The sequence below is a fragment of the Streptomyces sp. NBC_01571 genome (genome assembly GCF_026339875.1).
Lineage (GTDB): Bacteria > Actinomycetota > Actinomycetes > Streptomycetales > Streptomycetaceae > Streptomyces.
Map to the genome: position 1 here is coordinate 268,147 of NZ_JAPEPZ010000001.1, position 20,913 is coordinate 289,059.

General features: G+C 67.4%; 18 protein-coding genes and 5 pseudogenes. 11 read left to right on the plus strand and 12 right to left on the minus strand.

Annotated features, from left to right (window positions below; translation table 11 throughout):
- A pseudogene (locus OHB41_RS01250) lies at positions 1-525 on the minus strand (transposase); the annotation flags it as partial.
- A gap of 466 nt (positions 526-991) precedes the next feature.
- Between OHB41_RS01250 and OHB41_RS01255 the strand changes: the two are divergent.
- Positions 992-1,270: pseudogene (locus OHB41_RS01255) on the plus strand (transposase); the annotation flags it as partial.
- A 321-nt stretch (positions 1,271-1,591) separates the two neighbouring features.
- Here the strand turns inward: OHB41_RS01255 and OHB41_RS01260 are convergent.
- From OHB41_RS01260 to OHB41_RS01275, 4 genes are all read right to left on the minus strand, one after another.
- Entirely contained in the window at positions 1,592-2,134 is a 543-nt protein-coding gene (locus OHB41_RS01260; protein WP_266696089.1) for a hypothetical protein, read from the minus strand.
- Positions 2,135-2,224: 90 nt separating this feature from the next.
- A complete protein-coding gene (locus OHB41_RS01265) occupies positions 2,225-2,374 on the minus strand; it encodes a hypothetical protein (protein ID WP_266696090.1) in 150 nt (49 codons plus the stop codon).
- A gap of 393 nt (positions 2,375-2,767) precedes the next feature.
- A complete protein-coding gene (locus tag OHB41_RS01270; RefSeq protein ID WP_266696091.1) occupies positions 2,768-3,658 on the minus strand; it encodes a S41 family peptidase in 891 nt (296 codons plus the stop codon).
- An 85-nt stretch (positions 3,659-3,743) separates the two neighbouring features.
- On the minus strand, positions 3,744-4,553 hold the full coding sequence (locus OHB41_RS01275) for a transposase family protein (protein ID WP_266705572.1): 810 nt from the start codon (positions 4,551-4,553) through the stop codon (positions 3,744-3,746).
- A 935-nt stretch (positions 4,554-5,488) separates the two neighbouring features.
- Between OHB41_RS01275 and OHB41_RS52525 the strand changes: the two genes are divergently transcribed.
- Entirely contained in the window at positions 5,489-6,259 is a 771-nt protein-coding gene (locus OHB41_RS52525) for a lamin tail domain-containing protein (RefSeq protein WP_526024873.1), read from the plus strand.
- Between the two features lie 127 nt (positions 6,260-6,386).
- Here OHB41_RS52525 and OHB41_RS01285 read toward each other — a convergent pair whose 3' ends face one another.
- Entirely contained in the window at positions 6,387-7,574 is a 1,188-nt protein-coding gene (locus OHB41_RS01285) for a PAS domain-containing protein (RefSeq protein ID WP_266696092.1), read from the minus strand.
- A gap of 385 nt (positions 7,575-7,959) precedes the next feature.
- Between OHB41_RS01285 and OHB41_RS01290 the strand changes: the two genes are divergently transcribed.
- The 6 genes from OHB41_RS01290 (at position 7,960) to OHB41_RS01315 (ending at position 12,918) form a co-directional block, all read left to right on the plus strand.
- Positions 7,960-9,297, plus strand: coding sequence for an MFS transporter (locus tag OHB41_RS01290; protein ID WP_266696093.1), 1,338 nt, complete (start codon positions 7,960-7,962; stop codon positions 9,295-9,297).
- Between the two features lie 53 nt (positions 9,298-9,350).
- Complete coding sequence (locus tag OHB41_RS01295) at positions 9,351-10,217, plus strand: alpha/beta fold hydrolase (protein ID WP_266696094.1); 867 nt, start codon at positions 9,351-9,353, stop codon at positions 10,215-10,217.
- On the plus strand, positions 10,214-10,978 hold the full coding sequence (locus tag OHB41_RS01300) for an SDR family NAD(P)-dependent oxidoreductase (RefSeq protein ID WP_266696095.1): 765 nt from the start codon (positions 10,214-10,216) through the stop codon (positions 10,976-10,978). Before OHB41_RS01295 ends, OHB41_RS01300 begins: the two co-directional genes overlap by 4 nt.
- Positions 10,979-11,024: 46 nt before the next feature.
- Positions 11,025-11,774 carry an SDR family oxidoreductase gene (locus tag OHB41_RS01305; RefSeq protein WP_266696096.1) on the plus strand — a complete coding sequence of 250 codons (750 nt, stop codon included), beginning with the start codon at positions 11,025-11,027 and terminating at the stop codon, positions 11,772-11,774.
- 40 nt (positions 11,775-11,814) lie between these two features.
- A complete protein-coding gene (locus tag OHB41_RS01310; RefSeq protein ID WP_266696097.1) occupies positions 11,815-12,570 on the plus strand; it encodes an IclR family transcriptional regulator in 756 nt (251 codons plus the stop codon).
- A gap of 135 nt (positions 12,571-12,705) precedes the next feature.
- Positions 12,706-12,918, plus strand: a complete 213-nt coding sequence (locus tag OHB41_RS01315) for a hypothetical protein (RefSeq protein ID WP_266696098.1) — start codon at positions 12,706-12,708, stop codon at positions 12,916-12,918.
- Here OHB41_RS01315 and OHB41_RS01320 read toward each other — a convergent pair.
- Complete coding sequence (locus tag OHB41_RS01320) at positions 12,904-13,290, minus strand: hypothetical protein (RefSeq protein ID WP_266696099.1); 387 nt, start codon at positions 13,288-13,290, stop codon at positions 12,904-12,906. The genes OHB41_RS01315 and OHB41_RS01320 overlap by 15 nt on opposite strands.
- A gap of 79 nt (positions 13,291-13,369) precedes the next feature.
- Positions 13,370-14,230: an alpha/beta fold hydrolase gene (locus OHB41_RS01325; protein ID WP_266696100.1), complete on the minus strand. Its 861-nt coding sequence runs from the start codon at positions 14,228-14,230 to the stop codon at positions 13,370-13,372.
- A gap of 617 nt (positions 14,231-14,847) precedes the next feature.
- Between OHB41_RS01325 and OHB41_RS01330 the strand changes: the two genes are divergently transcribed.
- Entirely contained in the window at positions 14,848-15,570 is a 723-nt protein-coding gene (locus OHB41_RS01330; RefSeq protein WP_266637508.1) for a hypothetical protein, read from the plus strand.
- A gap of 619 nt (positions 15,571-16,189) precedes the next feature.
- Here OHB41_RS01330 and OHB41_RS01335 read toward each other — a convergent pair.
- A pseudogene (locus OHB41_RS01335) lies at positions 16,190-17,173 on the minus strand (IS110 family RNA-guided transposase); the annotation flags it as partial.
- Positions 17,174-17,230: 57 nt separating this feature from the next.
- Here OHB41_RS01335 and OHB41_RS01340 point away from each other — a divergent pair.
- A pseudogene (locus tag OHB41_RS01340) lies at positions 17,231-18,469 on the plus strand (IS3 family transposase).
- 37 nt (positions 18,470-18,506) lie between these two features.
- On the opposite strand, the pseudogene OHB41_RS01345 reads toward OHB41_RS01340, so the two are convergent.
- Positions 18,507-18,725 (minus strand): annotated as a pseudogene (locus OHB41_RS01345) (IS110 family transposase); the annotation flags it as partial.
- 317 nt (positions 18,726-19,042) lie between these two features.
- On the opposite strand from OHB41_RS01345, the gene OHB41_RS01350 reads away from it, so the two are divergent.
- On the plus strand, positions 19,043-19,456 hold the full coding sequence (locus OHB41_RS01350; RefSeq protein WP_266696101.1) for a hypothetical protein: 414 nt from the start codon (positions 19,043-19,045) through the stop codon (positions 19,454-19,456).
- 163 nt (positions 19,457-19,619) lie between these two features.
- Here the strand turns inward: OHB41_RS01350 and OHB41_RS01355 are convergent, their stop codons facing one another.
- On the minus strand, positions 19,620-20,123 hold the full coding sequence (locus OHB41_RS01355; protein ID WP_526024874.1) for an NUDIX hydrolase: 504 nt from the start codon (positions 20,121-20,123) through the stop codon (positions 19,620-19,622).
- Positions 20,124-20,351: 228 nt separating this feature from the next.
- Complete coding sequence (gene tpg / locus OHB41_RS01360; protein ID WP_266696102.1) at positions 20,352-20,909, minus strand: telomere-protecting terminal protein Tpg; 558 nt, start codon at positions 20,907-20,909, stop codon at positions 20,352-20,354.
- Positions 20,910-20,913 lie beyond the last annotated feature (4 nt).

Here is a 20,913-nt window from a genome sequence, read left to right on the forward strand (position 1 = left end):
TTACGCCGGTCCGAAGTCGAGGCCGGTCTTGGCGATGAGGCCGTCGATGAGGCTGGGGCGGTACTGCATTCGTTTGAGCCGGGTCTTCACGAGCGCGGTGAGCTGGTCGAGGCTGTGTTTGGTGAGGTTGGCAAGCGACCGTTTCAGATGCGATCAGACGCCCTTGACCGGGTTGAACTCGGGTGCGTACGGCGGCAGTTGGTAGACGGTCAGCCATAATCGCGCCTCGATCAGCTGCCGCATTCTGCGGCTGACGTGCGTGTTCAAGGGGATGATCGGTCCGCCGAGCTGCTGGTGTGCGGCATCCAGCAGGCGGGCGTAGTCGGTCTCGGTGAAGCCCTTGCGCCGGCCCTTGGCCGGGCCGCGGTCGAGGTGGATGCGGTAGATCAGCCGGGACCGATGGCCGGACTTGGTGCAGATCAGCGCCGCCATGGAGACGCGTTTGGTGCCCGCGGCGGTGACCCGCACGACAGGCGTGTGGCCTCGGCGGCCCCACGTGCGGCCTTTGGGCGGCCTCAGCCCCTGGTTCTGGCTCAGGTTTTGTGGCGGGTGACGCTCTGTCATTGCTCGATATCGAACAGCGGGATGGATGCTGATGGCGGAGCAAGGACTGTGCGAAGGCGGATGAGGTTGGCTCGCCACTGCTTCCAGTCTTTCGGGTCGACCCAGTTCGAGGCCGGCCCGGCCCCCTCGCTGATGACTCGAGCGAGGGCCTCGTCCGCGAGCGTCCGGAGATCGTCAGGGAAGGCGGGCATGGGTTCTTCAGGGCCCCACTAGCCGCTCGCTCCAGTCGAGAAAGCAGAAAGTCGCCGATCTCCTACACAACGTCGGTCGTCAGCTCATCGGCGTACTTCGGACCTCTCCCCACCGGGTCGACATCGCTCGTCAAACCGCCCCCTCTGGCTTGGCCTTGATGCTCAGAGCCCGTCGCCCCATCCGAAGGTGACGTTGTACGCGCGCGGCGTCCTGGGCTTCTGCCCAGGACGCCCACCGCCTGAACACCCACGTCTCCCACGCCATGCGTGAGCTGATCGCCGAGCGTGCATGGCTGACGGTGTTCCTGCTGCCCGCCTACTCGCCCGACCTCAACCCCGTCGAGTGGGTATGGGCGCACGTCAAGCGCAGCCTGGCCAACCTCGCCGTCATGGCCCTCGACCGGCTCGAGGCCCTCGTACGCAACCGACTCAAGCGCCTGCAGTACCGGCCCGATACCCTCAACGGCTTCATAGCAGGCACCGGCTTGACCCTCGACGACCCAACATCACCCTGACCAGCCGAAGTCAGTAATAGTTAAGTAAGTCCAGTGCCGTACGCGCAGTTTGGCCGGTCCTCGGAGCATTCATGGCGGCGCGTTCTTCCTGCAATTCCCTCGCCCGGCATCTCTGGACCTCTTTACCGGGCAGGGCTCCGACGGTTCGAACCCCATCCCGCGCGTTCCTGCGGCGGCTGAACTCCCCTGATACTGCTCAGAGTGAGGGTGACGTCCGTGTCGCACCTGCAGCGAAAACACCGCCGGTCGCACCAGGTGCGCTCAGTCGAAGTCCGCGCCGCGTCCTCCGGGCTACAGGTCCGGGCGCAGCATTCGTCAAGTTCAGAAACCCACAATCCCGCCAGTGATTATGCAGATCAGAGCCCCGATGGTGCATACGTCAGCGACCCAGGAGATCGTGAACCTCTTTATCACCTTGGCCTGTTGTGCGCTTCGGCGTCCACGCCTCACATGCTGCTCGATGCGCTCCGCAGCACGGTCTGTTGAACGTATGAAACTATCAATGACCGACCCCCCGAATCCGTCGCAATAAATCTCGTCTCCTGCCCGTGTAACCAGGTTGAGTGTCCCTCCGCCCCCGCCTCGGACCTCCGCAACGGTGCCGTACGGCACCGTGTAGGTGATCAGCGGATTGACCACTGTCACGGCGGACGCGCCGAGCCCAATGCGTGAGCCCATGATCCGTCGGCCGAGCGCAATGGTGAACAAGCAGGCAGCCAGGCCGATCATCGGGCCGCCTTCGGGATGGTGGATGAGGCTGATGAGTACGACAACAGCCGCGACCCCGAAACCAGCAGTGAACACCCACGAAAGGATCTTGAAGGATGTCCTCCGCAGGAGCTCATCCTCGCGGTTCTTCGGCACGATGAATTTCCATTCCTTGAATTGCGGGTGGTTCCGCCCTACACGGGTGGGTGAGCGTGAGCTGTCACCCACCCGTGCAGGGTTTTTATATCAGCAGACTTCGTTGTATGAGCCGTGGCCGTATGAGCCGAGGCTGGCACTCCCGGAGCCGCAGAATCCCGTATTGAAAACCGCGTTGACGCCCATGCTGCCGTAGGTGGTTCCCCAGTCGATGGCGCCCTTTGGGTTGTCGGCGGTCACCCAACTCTTGGCTCCACCGCCGACGCCGCGAACTCCCGGGACCTTCGTGCGGAACACCCGCGGGAAACGAGCGATTGCGTTGCCCCGGTAGGCCGCACTCCAGGTTCTCGCACCGCCGGCCACTCGGCCGAAGGCAGCCGAACTGCCTCCTCCGACAGCTGTCCAGGCAAGGTCCTTCGAATACGCCGCGACATCCCAGTTTCCAGTGCCGAAACCGTCTCCCAGGAACTTGGCCGTGGCTATGCCCGCCCTCACCGCGATGCATGTTCCGGCACTTGCGACGACGCACACTCCGAAGCCGACAAGCGTGGAATAGGTCTTGATGTCCTCCCAGTGAGGTCTTCTCAACGAAATGCCGAGCGCAGCACCCCGATTGACGGTTGCTCGGGACAGCTACGCAGCGCGCCGCAGTGCGTCCTTGTGTGCCGCCTCGAGCGCCTGATCTGAGGGGGCGGCGAGGTCCGGCACCACGCCCACGCCCTCCCAGTTGGTCCTAGTGACGGTGCTGATCGTCCGGGCGGTCGGTACGGTGACTGTGATGTGTTCCGTCACCGGGTGCCGGGCGGTCGGGTGAGCACCACCCCGGGTCGTCTCGCCGACGAGAACGGCCCGCCCGTGCGCCTGCAGGGTGTACGCCACGTCCTCCCCTCCCGAGAACGTGATGGCACTGGTGAGTACGTACACGGGGCGGTCGAGGTAGCGCGGCGCGGGCAGGTGCGAGGCGGTCCAGTACTGCCGGGTGGAGCCGGTGGAGCGCTCGTAGATGTCGTTGAGGTGCACCTGGTCGTCAGGGAAGAAATAGCTACACCACATGGCGGCGCCCTCAGGTGAGCCACCGCGGCACTCACGCAGATCGAGGATGAGCGCACTGGTGTGGGCGACCAGTTCCATGGCCGCACCGATCGCGCGGGCGCCGTCGCCGGCGTCGGCGATGCGCCGGATGTCGAGATGGCCGATGTTGCCCTCGAGGTGCTCGAAGCGGTGGATGCCCTGGTTCTCAGCCCTCAGCATTGCGAGGAAGGCCGCTCGGCCTTCGTCCTCGTCCGCCGGATCCGTGGACTGCGGCTCGTCCTGCCAGAGCAGTCTCAGATGCTTGTCTGGGCAGACCTCCTGCAGGTGGGCGGTCACGGCCTCGCAGAGCGCGAGGCCGTTCAGCGTGTCGTACGCCCCAGCAGCGAGCTGACTCCGGATCGCACCCTCGATCTCCACGACTCGCTGGGGGAAGACGTATCCGGACGTGATCCGGTCCAGGGCCAGACCGATTATCTCTGCGTTGGTAGGCATGGCTGAGGAGCATAAGCTCCTGGCCGCGCCGGGCGCCCCGAATTACGCCAGCTCCCAGAGCTCACTGACGTTGTCTCAGCGGTGATCACTTCCAGATTCGGTTGAGTGCGAGGGAGGCGCGGGCGATGTCACCGATCCAGCTGGGGCTGACAGTGACGTACTGCAGAGCGCGCCAGCGTTGCTTGAGTTCGGCGGCTGCGCGTTCGCCGAGGGCTCGTATGCCTCTGATCAGGTTATTTGTGGTGCGCGTGTTCGCGTGCAGTGCCTGCTCGGAGCGGGCCTTCGGGCGCCGGGTCGGGACGATGATGCCGATTCCTGCGCCGATGTAGCCCTTGTCGGCGAGGGTGGGCAGCCCGTCGGCCGCGGCCTTGTACAGCGCGGGCAGGGCGTGGAGTCGGGCGGCCGTGATGTCAGGAGTGGAGCCGGGTTCGACATCGGAGACCCACAACGGGGTGCCGTCCGGGGCGGAGAGGAACTGCACGTTGCCGCCGAACGCCTTGTGTCTCTGGCTGAACCATAGATCGTTGCCGTTGTCGCGAGTGCCCGCGAGGCGGTCGGATTCGATCAGCGTGCCGTCGAGGATGACGTGGGTCATGCCCTCGCGTCGGCAGTGCTCCAGTACCTCGTGCAGCTCCGGGGCTTGTTCGGCCAGGACGTGGATGCCTTCGTGCAGGTAGCGGTAGCCGGTGGCCTGGGAAACGCCAGCGTCGCGGGCCAAGCAGTGCACGCAGCCATGCTCGCGGAACCAGCGCAGGACCAGCACCGCCTGGCGAAACGGTCCAAGCGCCCGACTACCGCGCCGAGTACCGATCCACCGCCGATGTGCGGCCAGTAGTCGAGACAGGTAGTCCACGACATGGCGCGGGACATCGAGCGTGGCAACATACGTGACCAACGTGAAGCCTCTGGTGGTTACGGACATGATCTTGTGGTGAGACCTGTCCTACCAGGGGGCTTTACGCCGTCTGCATCCGGGCCAGCTCCTCTGCCTGCCCATCCACAAGACGATTCACGCCGCTTCGCGCAGACTATCTCGCTGAGAAAACGTCACTGTCTGAATACCAGGCAGAGAACGCGGAGCCGGCGCGATGGCGTCCCGCCGAGTGGTGTAGCCGATCAAGCTGACGGAATCCCCAGGTCGCGGCCCGAATCACCCCCGCCGGAGGCCCTGTTGAGGCTCGCCGGGCCGGGACCAGCGATGATCGCACGACGGCTGGCAGCGGCACGTACCGGACGGCTCCAAAACGGAAGCGACGGACTGTGATCGGCTACACCACGACCGGGGACACGACCCCTGTGTGTCGCGCGGTCGAGGGAAGTTGCTGCACGCGGACGACGCCGCATATTGGCGCCGTGTTTTCTGGCGAGCCGGGTTCGGCGGGGGGCGCTTTCGGCCGCGGTAAGGCCAGGGCTCTCTTCGCTCCTTGAAGGTTCCGGATGTGGGGGTACATACGAACAATTGATGAGCTATCAGTCGATTGTTCGTTGATTCGTCGTATTTGCCTGTTACATGTCGAAGAGGGCTTTCGTGTGCGGCGGGTGGTGGGCGTGCAGGGGTGTACGGCGGCCGGAAAAGGCTTTCCCCGTGATGATCACGGGATGGATGTATCCGTCCGGGAACCGAGTGTGGGGGCCTGAGGAGTTGGGTGAGTGCTACAGGCGACTGTTACGAAAATGTCCGCATACAGCGACACGAAACGTCGCATCTCCCATCGAATCGGGGCGGGCAGGCTGTGGGTTCTCGGCAGCAGCCGGGATCCGCACACCGCCCGCTCCCGGCCACTCCACGCTGGCCGGGGCGGGCCTGCACCTCAAAGGGGAGCACTGTTGATGTCCTCTCGTTCGATCTCCCGCATCGCCGCCTCGACGCTCGCCGCGGGTACCGCGCTCGGTGCGGCCGCGCTGCCGGCCTCCGCGCAGACCAGCCCCCATCACGCGGCCGCGTACCGCTCGGGTGTGGTCATCAGCGGCGTGCAGTACGACTCCCCGGGCTTCGACGACCGCTCCAACTACTCCCTGAACCGGGAGTGGATCGACGTCACCAACACGTCCCGCCGCAGCGTGAACCTGGACGACTGGACGCTGTCCGACGAGGACGGCCACACCTACACCTTCGACCACTACCGCCTCGGCGGCCGCGCAACGGTCCGTGTGCACACGGGTATCGGCCGCGACACCTCCCGGGACGTGTACCAGGACCGCCGCAACTACGTGTGGGACAACCGCTCCGACTCCGCGACGCTGCGCAACGACCGCGGCCGGTTCGTCGACGAGGTCTCGTGGGGCGGCCGTCACTTCCGTGACCGTGACGGCTGGCGCTGGGACGACTTCGGCAGCCGCCACTTCCGTGACGGCCGGCGCCTGGGCGACCTCGGTGGCCGCCACCACCGTGACCACAACGGAGCGCACCACGGCGGCCACAGCGGGGCGCCCCGAACCGGCGGCCACCAGGGCCAGGGCGGCCGCCAAGGCCAGAACGGCCAGGGCGGCGGCCAGCACCAGGACGGTCAGAACGGCCAGGCTGGTCAGGGTCAGAACGGTCAGGGCCAGGCCGGTCAGGGCGGTCAGGGCGGCGGTCAGCACCAGGGCGGCCACCACTGATCCCGTGTTCCGGGTGACCGTGGAACCGGTCACCGGCTGAGTTCTGTTTCGCGGCGCGCAGCGGCTTGTCCAGCCTCTGCGTGCCGCTGCGCGTGACCTGGGCGGGAAGAGCTGACCGTCGGTCGTTCTAGGTCAGGGAGCCGGTGGACAACAGTCCTGCGGCCTGCAGATAGGCGGCCGTGTCCGCGTGGGTGTCGAAGAACAGGCGCGGGAGAGCAGCACATGGCGCTGGATGGTCAGGGCGATTGTGTGTTCGCGGGTGTAGCGGCGGGCATTGTCGATGCACAGCGCGGCGTGCGCCGCGCGTTCCTGGGCGAGGCTGATGGTGGTGTCGTTGAGGCGCGCGAGGAGCTCGTCGGGCTCCAGGTCCAATGCGGCCAGGGAGTGGGTGGCCGTCGGCCACCGCGAGGGCGAGGGTGAGATCGCCCTCCTCGTAGCCGTCCGCCTGGTGGGTGCGGTAGAGGCTCAGCAGGCCCAGGACGGCTCCGCGCAGCGTCAGGGGCGCCGTGATCAGGCTGTGGGCACCGGACGCGCGGATCGCCTCGGCGCGTGGCGGATCGGCTGCCAGCCAGGGTGTGTCCGGACCCAGCGTGACGAGGCGCGGCTTGAGGTCGCCCAGCGTCTGGGTGTAGGGCGTCGAGAACGGCGGAGCGCGCACGTCACTCGCCGGATGGGCCTGCATCTGCTCCTCGCCGCCGCTGTGGCCGCAGGCGGCACGGCGCAGCGGTACCTGCCGCCCCAGCGGGCTCAACGGAGGGTGATAGCCACGCACCACCGCGTCCACCACATCCACCACGGCGACGTCGGCGAGCTTCCCCACCACCGCGTGCACCAGTTCCTCGCAGGTGGTCACCACATCGAGGGTCCGTCCCACGTTCTTGCGCACCGAACCGAAGACGCGCACGCGGGCGCTCACCTTTTCGCGTTCGGTGACATCAAGCAGTTCCGCCAGCACCCCCAGGACTCTCCCCTGCGGGCTCTGCAGACGGGATGCCGAGACGGAGAACAGGTACTCCGGGCCCGGCGCGCCCTTCGGACGTAGCCCCACCAGCCGGCTCTGAGCGGGCGTGCCGCTCTCCAGCACGCCCTTCAGCATCGCCTCCAGCTCACCGGGAGCGGAAAGGGCGTACACGTCGGTGAGGCGTCGGCCGATCGGCTGTTCGGCCGGCTCTTTACGCAGAACTGGCCGGGGGAGACTGGCGCGCAGGACCCGCAGCTCCCTGTCCAAGATGAGCAGGCCGGTAGGGGACTGGCGGAACAGAGCCTCCAACACAGCACTGTCCTCGACGGCCGGAACAGCCTCGTTCTGCGGCACAGCAACCACCTCCACTCCCAGCCTGCCCCCGGCCCCGACGCTCCGCTTCATGATGCGGGCGCGGTCGGCCAGGGCACGAGAGACCGAAACCGCCGACCGGACCGGGACACCACACGTCCGAAGTGGCTCCGTTCAGTTTCAGCCGCTCTGGCCCAAATTGTGCGAATCGGTTGCTCTCCGTCGCAGTATTTGCGTCGGGCAGGCGCTCAGTGGGCCGGACGCGACCGCTGGCACGGCGCCGTTGGCCGCGCGATTCCCGCATCTCCGGACACAGGGCATCGTCGCCGCATCCCCATCCCGAATCGCCGGATTCGCGTTGCCCGCCCGTGCGAGACGTCCACACAATCGCAGCCCGTTGATTCCATTCCAAGCGAAGGGGCTTGCAATGGTCACTCCCACCTCCGAGGACCAGTCGGCGCCGAGCCTGCGCGCGGCTGCGCCGGTCTCGGACGCGTCCCGCGGTCGTTCGTATTTCGCCAGCACGGTCGGCAACCTGCTCGAATGGTTCGACTGGGCGGTCTACGCCGCCATGTCACCGTTCATCGCGACGGCGTTGTTCAACCCGGCCAACAAGGTGTCCGGGCTGCTCGCGACGCTCGCGGTGTTCGCCGTCGGATTCGTCATGCGGCCGGTCGGCGGCGTCGTATTCGGCTTCCTCGCCAACCGCCGCGGCCGCAAGTTCGTCCTGCTGGTGACGATGATCGGCATGGCGGCCGGCACGCTGTCGATCGCCGTCATCCCGACCTACGCCGCCATCGGCGGATGGTCGTCGTTCCTCCTCGTCGTCGCACGGCTCCTGCAGGGACTCGCGCACGGCGGCGAGACGGCGATCTCCTACTCCTACGTCACCGAGGTCGCACCGCGTGAAAGACGCGGACTGTGGTCGAGCGGCGTGCTCGGCTGCGTCATCGCGGGAACAATCCTCGCCAACGCCGTCGCCGGCACCCTCACTGCAGCTACCTCCGAGGGCTTCATGGCGGACGGTGGATGGCGCATCCCGTTCGTCATCGGCGCGGCGCTGGGCATCTACGCGCTGTTCCTGCGCCGTTCGATGATGGAGAGCGACGTCTACGAGCGGGCGACCACATCCGGCGCCGGCGACGCACGCTCCATCACCAGCCTCCCCTCCTGGTCAGCGGGCCGGATCGTGCGCCGCAGCACGCAGCTGGTGCTCTACGTCGCCGGCGGCTCCGTAGTGCAGTACACCTGGACCGCCTACGCGGGCACCTACGCCATCACGCAGAAGCACATGAGCCCGAGCGCCGCCTACTGGTCGCTGCTGGTCGCGCAGGTTGTCGGACTCGCGTTCATGCCGTTCTGGGGATGGGTCTCCGACCGCGTCGGGCGCCGTCCGCTGGTCATCGCCTACGGCATCGTGTTCGCTGCGCTCGTCTACCCGGCGTTCACGTTCATCGGGTCCACGTGGTGGACGCTCGCCGTTCCCGCGACCGTCATCTTCGCCCTGTGGGGCATGTCCGGCTCCCAGTCGCCCGCCGTGCAGGCCGAGAACGTCACGACCCGGCACCGCGCCCCCGTCGTCGGCGCCGTCAGCTCGATCGCCGCGGCGCTTTTCGGCGGCACCGCGCCCTACCTCAGCGCGTACACCGGCTCCATCGGCGCGCCCTGGGCTTTCCAGGTCTTCGTCATCGTGCTGTGCCTGATCAGCGCGATCGTCGGCTTCACCCTCAAGGAGACCAAGGGCGTCGACCTGGAGAAGGTCTGACCCTCCCGCTGCCTCCGATTCCGTTCCTTTAACCCCATCACAAGGAGACACCCATGTCACAGACGCTCACTGCCCCCGACCAGTTCGTCACCGTCGGGGACGAGACCTACGCCTACCGGACCTTCGGCGCCTCGGAAGGGACGCCGCTGGTGTTCCTGAGCCGGCTGCGCGGCACGATGGACGACTGGGACCACGCCCTGATCGACCCGATCGCCGCCGAACGCCCCGTCATCCTCTTCGACAACCTCGGCGTCGGCCGCACCAGCGGCCACAACCCCGGGACCGTCACCGAGATGACCGCCTCCGCCATCGCGTTCGTCGAAGCGACCGCCGACGGTCCGGTCGACCTGCTCGGCTTCTCCCTGGGCGGCTACATCGCGCAGCGCTTCGTGCTGGCCCGCCCGGACCTGGTGCGCCGCGTCGTGCTGGCCGGAACCGGTCCGGGCCACGGCGAGGGTATCCAGCCGTCCGAGCCGGTGGTCGCCCCGCTGCGCACTGCCCCCGAGCTCGCGCTCGACGCGTTCCGAGTGCTGTTCTTCACCGACTCCCAAGCAGGCATCCGCGCCGGTGACGACATGTGGCGCCGCATCCACCTGCGCGCCGACCGCGAGCCCGAGGTACCGATGGACGCCGTCCTGCAGCAGGTCGCCGCGATCCGGAACTGGTCCGGCGGCGTCGAGGGCGGCGACCAGGCATTCCCGGAGCTGGAGAAGATCTGGCACCCCGTGCTCGTCGCCAACGGTGAGCACGACGTGATGATCCCGACCGTCAACTCATTCATCATGTCGCAGAAGCTGCCCAATGCCGAACTGCACGTGTACCCGGACTCCGGCCACGGTTTCCTCTTCCAGTACCCCGAGGCCTTCTCGCAGCTGGTCAACGACTTCCTTGCGCGCACCGGAAGCCGGGCGACGGCATGACCCACCCCTTCGACATGCGCGGGAGGACCGCGCTCGTCACCGGCTCCACAGCGGGTATCGGACTCGCTGTTGCCAAGGGGCTGCACGGCCTCGGGGCACGCGTCGTCCTGTCGAGCAACGACGAGGCCGACATCAAGGAAGCCATCAACGCGCTTGCTACGGACGGGATCGAGGTCGAAGGGATCGTCTGCGACCTCAACGATCCCGACAGCGTGCGCACCCTCGCCGAGCGAGCGCACGCCCGGTTCGGCCGGATCGACGCACTGATCGCGCACGCCGGCGGCCACACACACGTCGGCCCGCTCATCGACACCCCCGACGAGGACGTCGAGCGGACCTTCCGGACCTCGGTCTTCCACAACCTCATCCTGATCGAGGGGTTCCTCCCGCTGATGGCCGCGCAGGGCGGCGGCAGCGTGGTCGTCACGTCGAGCATCGCGTCGCTGCGAGCCAGCACCAGGCTCGCGGTGTACGGCGCGGCCAAGGCGGCGCTCAACTCGCTCGTGCGCAACATCGCCGCCGAGTGGGGCGACCGCGGGGTGCGGGCCAACGCCGTCGCCCCGGGCACGGTGCGGACCCGGTTCTCCCAGGCCCTGTGGTCGGACCCGGAGCGCGAGCGGGCCGCCGGCGCCAACACCGCGCTCGGGCGGATTGCCGAACCGGAGGACATCGTCGGGGCCGTGCTGCTGTTCGCCTCCGACGCCGGCTCCTACATCTCCGGCCAGACCCTGCTTGTCGACGCCGGCCGCTCCATCCTCTGAACGGTCCCCTGAATCGATCCTGTGAATGGAAGGGAGAACGACGCACATGACAGACATCGCAGGTCAGGCAGTGGTCGTGACCGGGGCCAACGGCGGCCTCGGGCGTCAGTGGGTCGCGCAGGCGCTGGAACGCGGCGCGGCGAAGGTGTACGCCACGGACGTCACGCTCGGCACGTGGGACGACGCCCGCGTCACGCCGCTGGTTCTCGACGTCACCCGTGAGGAGACGATCGACGTCGTCGTGGCGGCGGCGAGGGACGCGACGATCCTGATCAACAACGCGGGCTTGGCGCTGCGTGATCCGATCATGACCGTCGAGGACGCCAAGCTGCGGCACGTCTTCGACGTGAACTTCTTCGGCACCGTCACCGTCACGCGGCGGCTCGCACCCGTCATCGTTGCGAACGGCGGCGGGGCGATCCTCAACGTCATCTCGCTGCTCAGCTGGCTGTCGCTCCCGGCCGCCTACAGCGCGGCGAAGGCGGCTCTGTGGTCGGTGACCAACGCCTTCCGGCTCGAGCTCGCCCCGCACGGGGTCGACCTCGTCGCCCTCCACATGGGCTACACGGCGACACCGATGACAGAGGCGCTGAACGTGGTGAAGAACGACCCCGCGGACATCGTCCGCGCCGGACTCGACGGCATCCAGGACGGCAGCCTGGAGGTGCTCGCCGACCAGTGGAGCGTGGAGGTGAAGGCGGCCCTCGCCGGGCCGGTGCAGGATCTCTATCCGCAGCTGAGCGGTGCGGCATACCCTTTCACCATGGTGCCGATCACCGAGGCACCCGTGCAGTAGGACGGGCTGCGAACTCTCTGTACATCGAAGGGAGCTGCGTATGAGCACGATCGCCAAGGCGGGCCGTGTCCTCGACCTCTACACGCCGGGAAGCCCGGTGTGGGGGGTCAGCGAGGTCGCGACGGCCTTGCAGATGCCGCGTTCGACCGCTCATTCGCTGCTCGCCGGGCTGACCGAGGCCGGGCTGCTCCACCAGTCCCGGCGCGGCCGCTACGAACTCGGATGGCGTGCGTTCGAACTCGGTCAGATCCACCGGGTGACCTCCGGTGGACTGATCGAGACCGCCCACCCCGTGATGCAGGAGATCTCGCGGCGGCACTCGGAGTCGGTGTGCATGGCGGTCTACGACCGGCAGGCCCTCATCTTCATCGACAAGGTCGTCGGCGACGACCCGCTCTCCGTCGTCGGCCCGCGCATCGGGATGCGATACGAGCCGCACACCTTCGCATCGGGCCGGCTACTGATGGCCCATCTCCCCACGACTGAGATCGAGGACTACATCGGCACGAGCCCGCAGCGCACCCGCAGCAACAACGCGGCCATCCGGCCACAGGTCATCCGCGACCAGCTCGTCAGAATCCGAAACGACGAGCTCAGCTACGACGACGGCGGCGCCATCCTCGACGTGGGCTGCGTCGCCGCCCGGCTCATCGGCCGGCACGACCAGACAATCGCCTCGCTGAGCATCAGTGCCCCGTCCCGCCGCTTCCAGGAAAACCGGATCCGGCTGTCGGAGAGCGTGAAGGCAGCGGCCGCCACCATCTCGCGGCGACTGCGGGAGAACGGGCAGATGTAGCAGCCGGCGTTCGACACCGCCGCCGCGGAGATCCGGATCCGGATCACCCGCAAGACGCTGCTGGAGCTGCCCGATCCACCATCATCCGAGCCCCCGGCCGCGAAACTGCCGGACCATCCTGCCTACCAGCAGATCATGGCCGTATTCGCCACGACCGATGCCCCGTTGCGGGCGCGGGCAGTATGCGAGGCGATGGACGTGGAGATCACGCCCGGCAACATCAACAACGTCCGCCTGAATCTCAAGCGGCTCGCCGAGCGGGGAATCCTGGCCGAGACCGAGCCGGGCTGTTCGCCCTGCCGCGGCCGTAACCCCCGTCGCGGACACCGGGCATCAACTCGCGCGTAGCCCTGCGAGCAGATCCTGGTACGACTTGAACTGGGGCTGCAGGGGTGGAGCCAGGTCGCCGAAGGACTTGCTGAACGCTTGCGGCGACCGCTCCAGTTCCACGAGCACGTGCTCTGCTGTGTCGTCGCCGGCAAGGTCGGGCGCCAGGGCCGCGCAGGACCGAACGCCTGCATGCGGGTCAGTTAGCCAGGGGCGCGTGTCGCCGCCGAGGTGGCCGATGGCAAGCACAATCGTCGCCAGGTCGTACGAGGAATCGGCGGCCCGGGCCATCGACGTCAACTGTTCCAGCAGCTCCGAACGTTGCGCGGAGGCCGCGGGATGCCGCGCCAGTGACCCAACTGCTGCGGCGGTGCAGGTCCTGCGTTCCGACACGAGGTACGGCAGTGTTCGCCGCAGGAGCACGGGACTCCGGTGACCAGCGCGGTCTGCCCCGTCATGCCGAAGGGGCCCTTCACGCCGGCGCTCCCTGATCGGCCCGGTCGAGGAACTCGTTGACACGTACGGCGAACATCTCCGCGTACTGGAAGAGAAAGCCGTGCCCGGAGTCCGGGTAGATGACCAGTTCGGCGTCGGGCAGACGCTGCGCCATGCTGAACGAGTTGATCGTGGGGACCATCACGTCGTCGTGGCCATTAGCGACCAGGACAGGGTGGTGCAGCCGGCCCAGCTCCGGGTAGGCAGTATCGCCGCCCGTGGAGAAGTGCTTGATCGCCTCGATCTGCTGCCCGTACGAATCCGGGCTGACCTCTGGCTCGCGGTTCGCGCGGCGGTGCGTCCGCTCCCACAGACCGTCGCCGGCGCGTATTCCCGCGCCGGACTCGGTGAAGAACAGGACGCGCAGCGCCGCCAGATCCATCTGCGGCGCTGATCGCAGCGGCCCGACCTGGGGCTTCGAAGGCAGAATGCCCTCTCCCGCGCCCGGCCCCGTTCCCGCGAGAACCACGCGGCGCACCACCTCGGGGAAGCCCAGGGCCAGACGCTGAGCGACATAGCCGCCCAGCGAGAACCCGATCACGTCCACCGGCCCCCGAGCAACGGCCGTGATGAAGGCTGCGGCAGCCTGTGCCATCTCGGTGACGGTGCCCTGAGTCCTGCCACCGGACCGCCCGATGCCCGCGTTGTCGAACAGGATCACCGGCCGCTCTTCGGCGAGGGCATCGACGAGCAGCGGGTCCCAGTCGTCCATCGTGCCGCGGAACCGGTTCAGGAAGACGAGCGGAGTTCCGGTGGCCGCGCCGAACCTGCGGTAGGCGAAGCGGATGCCGTCCACCTCCACGAACGAATCGGGGGCGTCGAGGGAGAAAGATGTCATGGCGACTTCCTGTCTGAGCAATTGATATGGACGCGACGCCCGGGAGCGTCGCACATGGGCGCAAGGCACGCAGGCGCCCCGGATCGGTCACACGCCGCGGAGGTTCACGCCCCTGGCGTCGCCGAGCAGGCAACCAACGATCAGCGTGCCGAAACGCAGGGCCCACCGGGAACATCAGAGCGCTCACGCCCCAGAAGGCAAGCGCGCGGAAAGCTCATCACTTCCTTCTCGGACATGGGCCAAAGTCCTTCGCTTGGTGTGCTAGCTGCACTGTCCTGCATCCCGGACGCGTCGGAACCCGGGCGGTTCAGACGTCTACCTGAGCTCGGTCGCTGACGGATAGCGTCGCAGTCAGTGAGTCATTCCCGGTAAGCGGTGGTTGCTCGCTGTGATCGCGAGGCTGGTGATGTGGCCCGCGGCATCCCCAAGTCCGGGCAGGAGTAAGGCCAGAAAGGCGTGAGTGCCACCGCGGAACCGGTACGGAACAGCGTCCGCCTTCCGGCGTCCGCGCCAATACGACTCCTCCGTCGGGACGGAATGCCCAGGGAGACGGTGGTGCTTCCGGTTCGTCGACGGCTGGCTACCATCTTTCAGAAGCTGGGGGTTAGAACTTGAACGTGACGTCCCGAACGAAGCGGGGGATCGCGGCCGCGGCCGGCATCCTGTTGCTGGGCATCGCGGTGTTCTCCAGTGTTGAGTCGATCCGTGCACTTTCCTTGGAGAAGGACTTCGCGCGCGCCCATGTGTGCCCGACGTTGGCGCCCAACTCGCCGGACTGCGCACGAGTGACCGTCGCGACCGTCGCGCAGACCTATGACGTCGGCGGCCGGGTCCCGGCCCACGCCATGACCTTCGCGCCAGGTGCCGGCACCGCACGGGTGGAACTCGGCAAGGACAGCACGCTTCTGGAGGACGCCTTTCCAGGGGAGACGGTCGACCTGGTGTGGTGGCGCGGATCGGTGGTCGAGGTCGAGGCCGCCGGTCTCAGCGTGCCGACGGAGGACACCCCGTCCATGGACTCCACCCAGAATCTCGGCTTCACGCTCGGCGCCCTCGCCGGTGCGATGTGGTGCCTCATGGGTGCCTTCCTCCGCGCTAATCGGCCCTGGTCACCGCGCGGCACCGTGGCACGACTCGGTGGCGCCCTGGGCGGGGGCGTGCTGCTGGTCTCCGGTTACGTCCTGCTCAACGCCCCGGTGTCATCGGCCTCCGTTATGGAAGTGGTAGGAGCTCTCCTCGCCGTGGTGGGCCTGCTGTGCGTCCGGGCGGCGAAGTCGATGGAGCAGCGCGTTCGGGCGGCCGAGTCCGCGAATAACGGGGGGAAGCGGCGGAGGCGGTGACCCGCGATGAGACAGTGCAGGGGGAAGCGTCGCAGGCTATGACGGCCTCCCTTCCGTTTCCCGCCGGGCGGCGCCGTCCACAATGAACTGCTGCTGGCGCTTGTCGAAAGGGGCGACCGCGAGCCGGAACACCGCACGCGGATCCACCTGCTGGCGACGGCGTCTCTTGAGTACGCAGCGTTGGTAGACCCAGAGGTCAGCAAGGAAGTGCTGCGCCGGACTGCGGCACTCGTCCCGCCCCGTGACGATGCGGCCGCCGATGTACTGGCAAATGCGGGAGCGGCGGTGCTGGACCTGCTACCGGGCCCGGACGGCCTCACCGTAGAGGAGACGCGGGCCGTGGTCTTGACAGCCTGCATGATCGGCGGGCCCACCGCGGCGGCTTTTCTGGAACACTTCCAAGGACATGCCGATCCCGCGGTGCGGGAGCGCCTGCGCTGGGGACGCAACCGTGTTGCGCGGGCGCCGGGCTGACGGGCATGAGGCCCCTGGTCGTCCACACCCCGATTCCATGCTGGCATGGTTGCACTGCTCCATGACTCCGCACGCACTGTCCAAGTCTGGCTACTGATTCCCAATGTGGTTGTCAACGCCTGGCGCGTGACTGATGGTAGCTACTTCAGCCAAGGTTGGCAGCGCGCAACGGCGGGCTGCCCTCGAAGAGACGACCGTCGCGTAGGAGTGCCCACAGGACGTTCAGGCGGCGGCGTGCGAGAGCGATGACGGCCTGCTTATGGGTCTTCTTCTCGGCCCTCTTGCGTTCGTAGAACGCCTTTGAGACTGGGCAGCATCGGGCCGCGACCTGGGCGGACATGTAGAAGACCCGCATCAGGCGACGGCAGTAGCGACGAGGTCGGCGCATATTGCCGCTGATCCGTCCCGAGTCCTTCGGGACGGGCGCCAGGCCGGCGACACCGGCGAGACGGTCGGCGGTGCCGAATACGCGCATGTCGCCGCCGGTGTGGGCGATGAACTCGGCGCCCAGGACGGAGCCGATGCCGGGCATGCTCAGGATGACCTCGGCGTGCGGGTGGTCGCGGAACCGGCCCTCGACCAGGGCGTCGGTCTCGGCGATCTCCTCGTCCAGGGCCATCACCTCCCTCGCCAGCCTGGCCACGACGGCTGCGGCCAGCTTCTCTCCGGGAACGGCAGTGTGCTGGGCCTCGGCGACCTCGACAGCGGTGGCCGCGACGAGCCTGTAGTTGCGGACCTTGCGGTTCTTCAACCAGACGGCCAGGCGGTTCCTGCCAGCCCGACGCAGAGCGGCCGGCGTCTGGTAGCCGGTCAGCAGGACCAAAGACGCCTTCGAAGTGCTGTAGTCGAAGGCCCGCTCCAAGGCCGGGAAGTATCCCAGCAGCTGGGCCCGCATCCGGTTGATCGCCCTCGTGCGGTCCGCGGCCAGGTCCAGGCGGCGAGAGGTGAGGATGCGCAAGTCCACGGCGATGGCGTCGCCGTGGTGCAGCGGCTGGAGATCGCGCCGCATGCGGGCCTGGTCCGCGATGATGAAAGCGTCCTTCGCATCGCTCTTCCCGTCGCCCCGGTAGGAGCCGGAAGCGTGGTGGACGGTGCGGCCGGGAATGTAGAGGACGGGGCCTCCCCCTGAGTGGTGGACACGCTGATACTGGATCTGCTTGATCCGGAGGAAGCGAGAAGACCGCCGATGGCGATGAAGGACTATTCGGACGAGTTCAAGGCCGATGCCGTGGCCCTGTACGAGTCCACCCCCAGGGCGACCTACAAGAGCATCGCCGCCGACCTGGGCATCAACCGGGCCACCCTGCGCGAGTGGGTGCTGCGGGACCGCGAACGCCGCGGTGTCACCGCCACGGCTGCAAAGCCGGCCGTCCAACCGGGGGCGGCGGTGCCGTCCGACGCTCCGGACGAGCGGATCCGGCAGTTGGAGGCCCGGGTGGCCGAGCTCGAGGCAAGTGAGCGCAAGCTCGCCACCGAGCGGGACATCCTCCGCAAGGCGGCCAAGTATTTCGCCGGAGAGACGAACTGGTGATCAGCCGCTTCCAGTTCGTCGACGACCACCGGGACACCTACGAGGTGAAGCGGCTCTGCCACGTCCTGGACGTGAACCGGTCCAGCTACTACAAGTGGCTCGCCGGCGCCGAGGCCCGGGCCGCCCGGCAGCACAAGGACCGGATCCTGGCCGAGGAGATCCGCGAGATCCACGGCGAGTCCGGCGGCGCCTACGGCTCCCCGCGAGTGACCGCCGAGCTCCGCGAGATAAGGACGGCGGGTCAACGAAAAGCGGGTCGCCCGGATCATGCGGACGTTCTCGATCACCGGCATCCGCCTGCGCAGACGCGTGCGCACCACCGTCCCGGACCCGGCAGCCTCACCGGTTGCGGACCTCTTCCAGCGGGACTTCACCGCCGCCGATCCGGGACGGAAGTACATGGGCGACATCACGTATCTCCCGCTCGCCGGCAGGGAGTTCCTCTATCTCGCGACCGTGCTGGACTGCTTCAGCCGCAAGGTCGTCGGCTGGTCCATGGCCGACCACATGCGCACCGGCCTGGTCGCCGACGCGCTGCGGATGGCAGCCGCGACCCGCGGCCGTCTGGACGGCGCCGTGTTCCACTCCGACCACGGGGCCCAATACGGATCCCGGGCCTTCGCCGACCTCTGCTACCAGCTCGGGGTCACCCGCTCGATGGGCGCGGTCGGCACCAGCGCCGACAACGCGGCCTGCGAAAGCTTCCACGCCTCCCTGAAACGCGGGACCCTCCAGGGCGCCCACGACTACGGTGACGCCGGCACCTGCCGCCGGACGGTCTTCGCCTGGCTGACCCGCTACAACACCCGCCGCCGGCACTCCGCCAACGGCCACCTCAGCCCCAACGAATACGAACACCGACACCACACCGCTAAACTCACGCTCGCCGTGTGATCAATAACCGCGTGCCCACCTTCACGGGGGAAGGCCCGACCTGCTGCCCGTTGCCGGTCAGCAAGGCGATCATCAGCGCGGCCCCGCCGGCATTGAGGTCGATCGCCCAGGTCACCGGCTCCCCCTCGCTCAATGCGAGGACATCTGTGATCACTTCCATCAACGCGGTCTCGTCGTTGGCCACCCGCCGTGACAGTCTGCGCTGGCCCTCCGCGTCGATCACCACGCAGTGATGCTCGGCCTTGCCCGCATCCATACCGGCCCACAGTTCAGGCACGGTCACCTCCGGAGTCGTTTCTGTTCGAGTCCCAGCAGACGACCTCGCCAGCGTGTCCTTACCAAGCGATCTTGCCGCGCGCATCCCAATCAGTGGCCGAGTCGTCGCAGGACACCGGGCGGCCAATCAGTAGAAGCCACTCCTGCGGCATGAACTTGACAGCCATACCCAGCGCCCCTGGGTCTCCCGATCGTACGAGTGACCGGAATCAACCCACCAACAACGTAAGGAACTTGATCGGGCGATGTCGGGTGATTGCCTGACAGGTGCTGGATGCGTCCGGTAGATGTTTGCGGGTGAATGAGTCCACGCCCAGCGAGCCGACCCCCGAGGACGGCGAGCCCACCTCCTTCGCCAAGAGCGCGAAGAACCTGTTCAAGAAGCACAAGGCGAAGATCCTCGCCGTCGGCACCGTGGGCTTGGTCGTCGCCGGCGTGGTCGCCAGTCTCGCCGAGGGGCAGGACACCGAGGGTTCCGAGCCGTCCCCTGGTCTTGAAGACGCGGACCGTCCGAAACGCAGGTCCCCTGTCGGGCACGAAGTAGTCGCGACTCTGGTGAAGCTCGCCGCCGGTCAGCAAGCTAGCGAGGAGCGCAGGGCGGCGTACAAAGAAGTAACGGGGGAAGACCTTCCCGCTGATAGCACCTATCGCTCAAAGCATCGTCGGGGCGACTTCGGGGAGGATGAGACTCCCGGCGAAGCTGCAGCCTGAGCGGGTGCGCAAAGGCCACCGCGGCCTCGGAATCCTGTGCGGTGCCAGTGGAGCCGCTACAGAACGTCTCTGCCGGTGACCTGTGGCTTCTCACTCGCCGCCGGAGGGCGCGGAGCGGGGGGCCCGTCGACCTGGGAACCGTGGCAGAATCCGAGCTGCTAGGTCAGGACCGCGCGGTCCTGAACGCCAGATACCGGCTGAAGACTTCGTTGCTGTCGGGGGTGAAGCGCCACTCCAGCAGGGCCGACCGCAGCTCCGGCTCGGTCAGCCAGCCATGCCAGGCGACCTCATCGGGATCGGGGACCACGGCGTCCGGCACCACGGCTTCGTGCACGCCGAGCCAGTGAGGGCTCAAGCCGCTGCGGTTGAGGAACGTGAACAGCAAGCGCGGCAGCGCACGAATGCCCAGCTCTTCGGCCAGCTCCCTCGCAGCGGCCTGTTCATAGGACTCGCCGACATTTGCGGCGCCACCGACCTCGACCTCATAGAGCCCGGGGAAGCGCGATACCTGCTCCGACCGTCGGTGGACGAGGATCCGTCCACGCTCATCACGACACACCGTCACGGCGACTCGGTGCAGCCAGCCCTCCCGGGTGGCCTGCCGGCGGCTGCCCACCATCCCCAGCACACGATCTTGATCGTCGACACGCTCCACTAGTTCATCCACGACCCACACCCTGGCAGAGCCCACTGACAGCGCAGCTTCTCTGAGTCCGCAGAGGCCGACCCAGGAGAACCGGAACTAGGAGGCCGGACACGGATGACCACAGTTGTCGACCTATCGTGTTCAGGCTCAACCGCCCACAACACCGTCGGTGACAACCAGCCTGCCTATGTGACAACCATCGCACTTCAGCTCAACTGGTCAATTCAGACATCGCGTATGAGCGCCTCATCAGTAGTCGAGATCCAGATAATCGATGTCGTTGATTTCGACATCGGAGAGACCCATGGCGCGACTGCCGCCGTCCTGAAAATACACTTCTTTAAACCCTTCGGCGATGATCTGGCGCATCGCTTGGTCGCCGGCCCCCGTCCCGCGGGCGTCGAACAGGCGCTGCGCGTACTCCAGCGGGAGATGCACGGTCAGGCGCCGGAACCGTCCGTCATCGGTACTGCCGACGGCCGCGGTGTAGCCGAACCGGGCGCGGGTCTCGACCGTGATGCCACCGGTGGCGGCGGCCTGGCGGTGCCGGCGCTTGCGGACCAGGGGCTGCCAGCGGGCCCGCACCGCGTCATCGATCTTCGCGGCGACGTCGGGGCGGGCGTGTTTGCGGGCGCCGCGGCGGTAGCGGTTGACGGAGTCGGCGGTGACGCCGATCTCCTGCGCGACGGCCTTGGCGCTGCCGAGCTGTTTGATCAGGTAGCCGATCCGGCCCTTGAGGGTCTTCGGGGGTTCCTTGGTGAAGGCTTCCCGGTCGGCGCGCTCGATCGCGTCCTCGATCTCCCCCACCGTG

Bases quoted from the DNA above. Each gene is read 5' to 3' on its own strand.
- OHB41_RS52525 (WP_526024873.1), top strand. From the start codon at position 5,489: ATGTCCTCTCGTTCGATCTCCCGCATCGCCGCCTCGACGCTCGCCGCG.
- OHB41_RS01295 (WP_266696094.1), top strand. From the start codon at position 9,351: ATGTCACAGACGCTCACTGCCCCCGACCAGTTCGTCACCGTCGGGGAC.
- OHB41_RS01315 (WP_266696098.1), top strand. From the start codon at position 12,706: ATGGCCGTATTCGCCACGACCGATGCCCCGTTGCGGGCGCGGGCAGTA.
- OHB41_RS01300 (WP_266696095.1), top strand. From the start codon at position 10,214: ATGACCCACCCCTTCGACATGCGCGGGAGGACCGCGCTCGTCACCGGC.
- OHB41_RS01290 (WP_266696093.1), top strand. From the start codon at position 7,960: ATGGTCACTCCCACCTCCGAGGACCAGTCGGCGCCGAGCCTGCGCGCG.
- OHB41_RS01305 (WP_266696096.1), top strand. From the start codon at position 11,025: ATGACAGACATCGCAGGTCAGGCAGTGGTCGTGACCGGGGCCAACGGC.
- OHB41_RS01310 (WP_266696097.1), top strand. From the start codon at position 11,815: ATGAGCACGATCGCCAAGGCGGGCCGTGTCCTCGACCTCTACACGCCG.
- OHB41_RS01325 (WP_266696100.1), bottom strand. From the start codon at position 14,230: ATGACATCTTTCTCCCTCGACGCCCCCGATTCGTTCGTGGAGGTGGAC.
- OHB41_RS01270 (WP_266696091.1), bottom strand. From the start codon at position 3,658: ATGCCTACCAACGCAGAGATAATCGGTCTGGCCCTGGACCGGATCACG.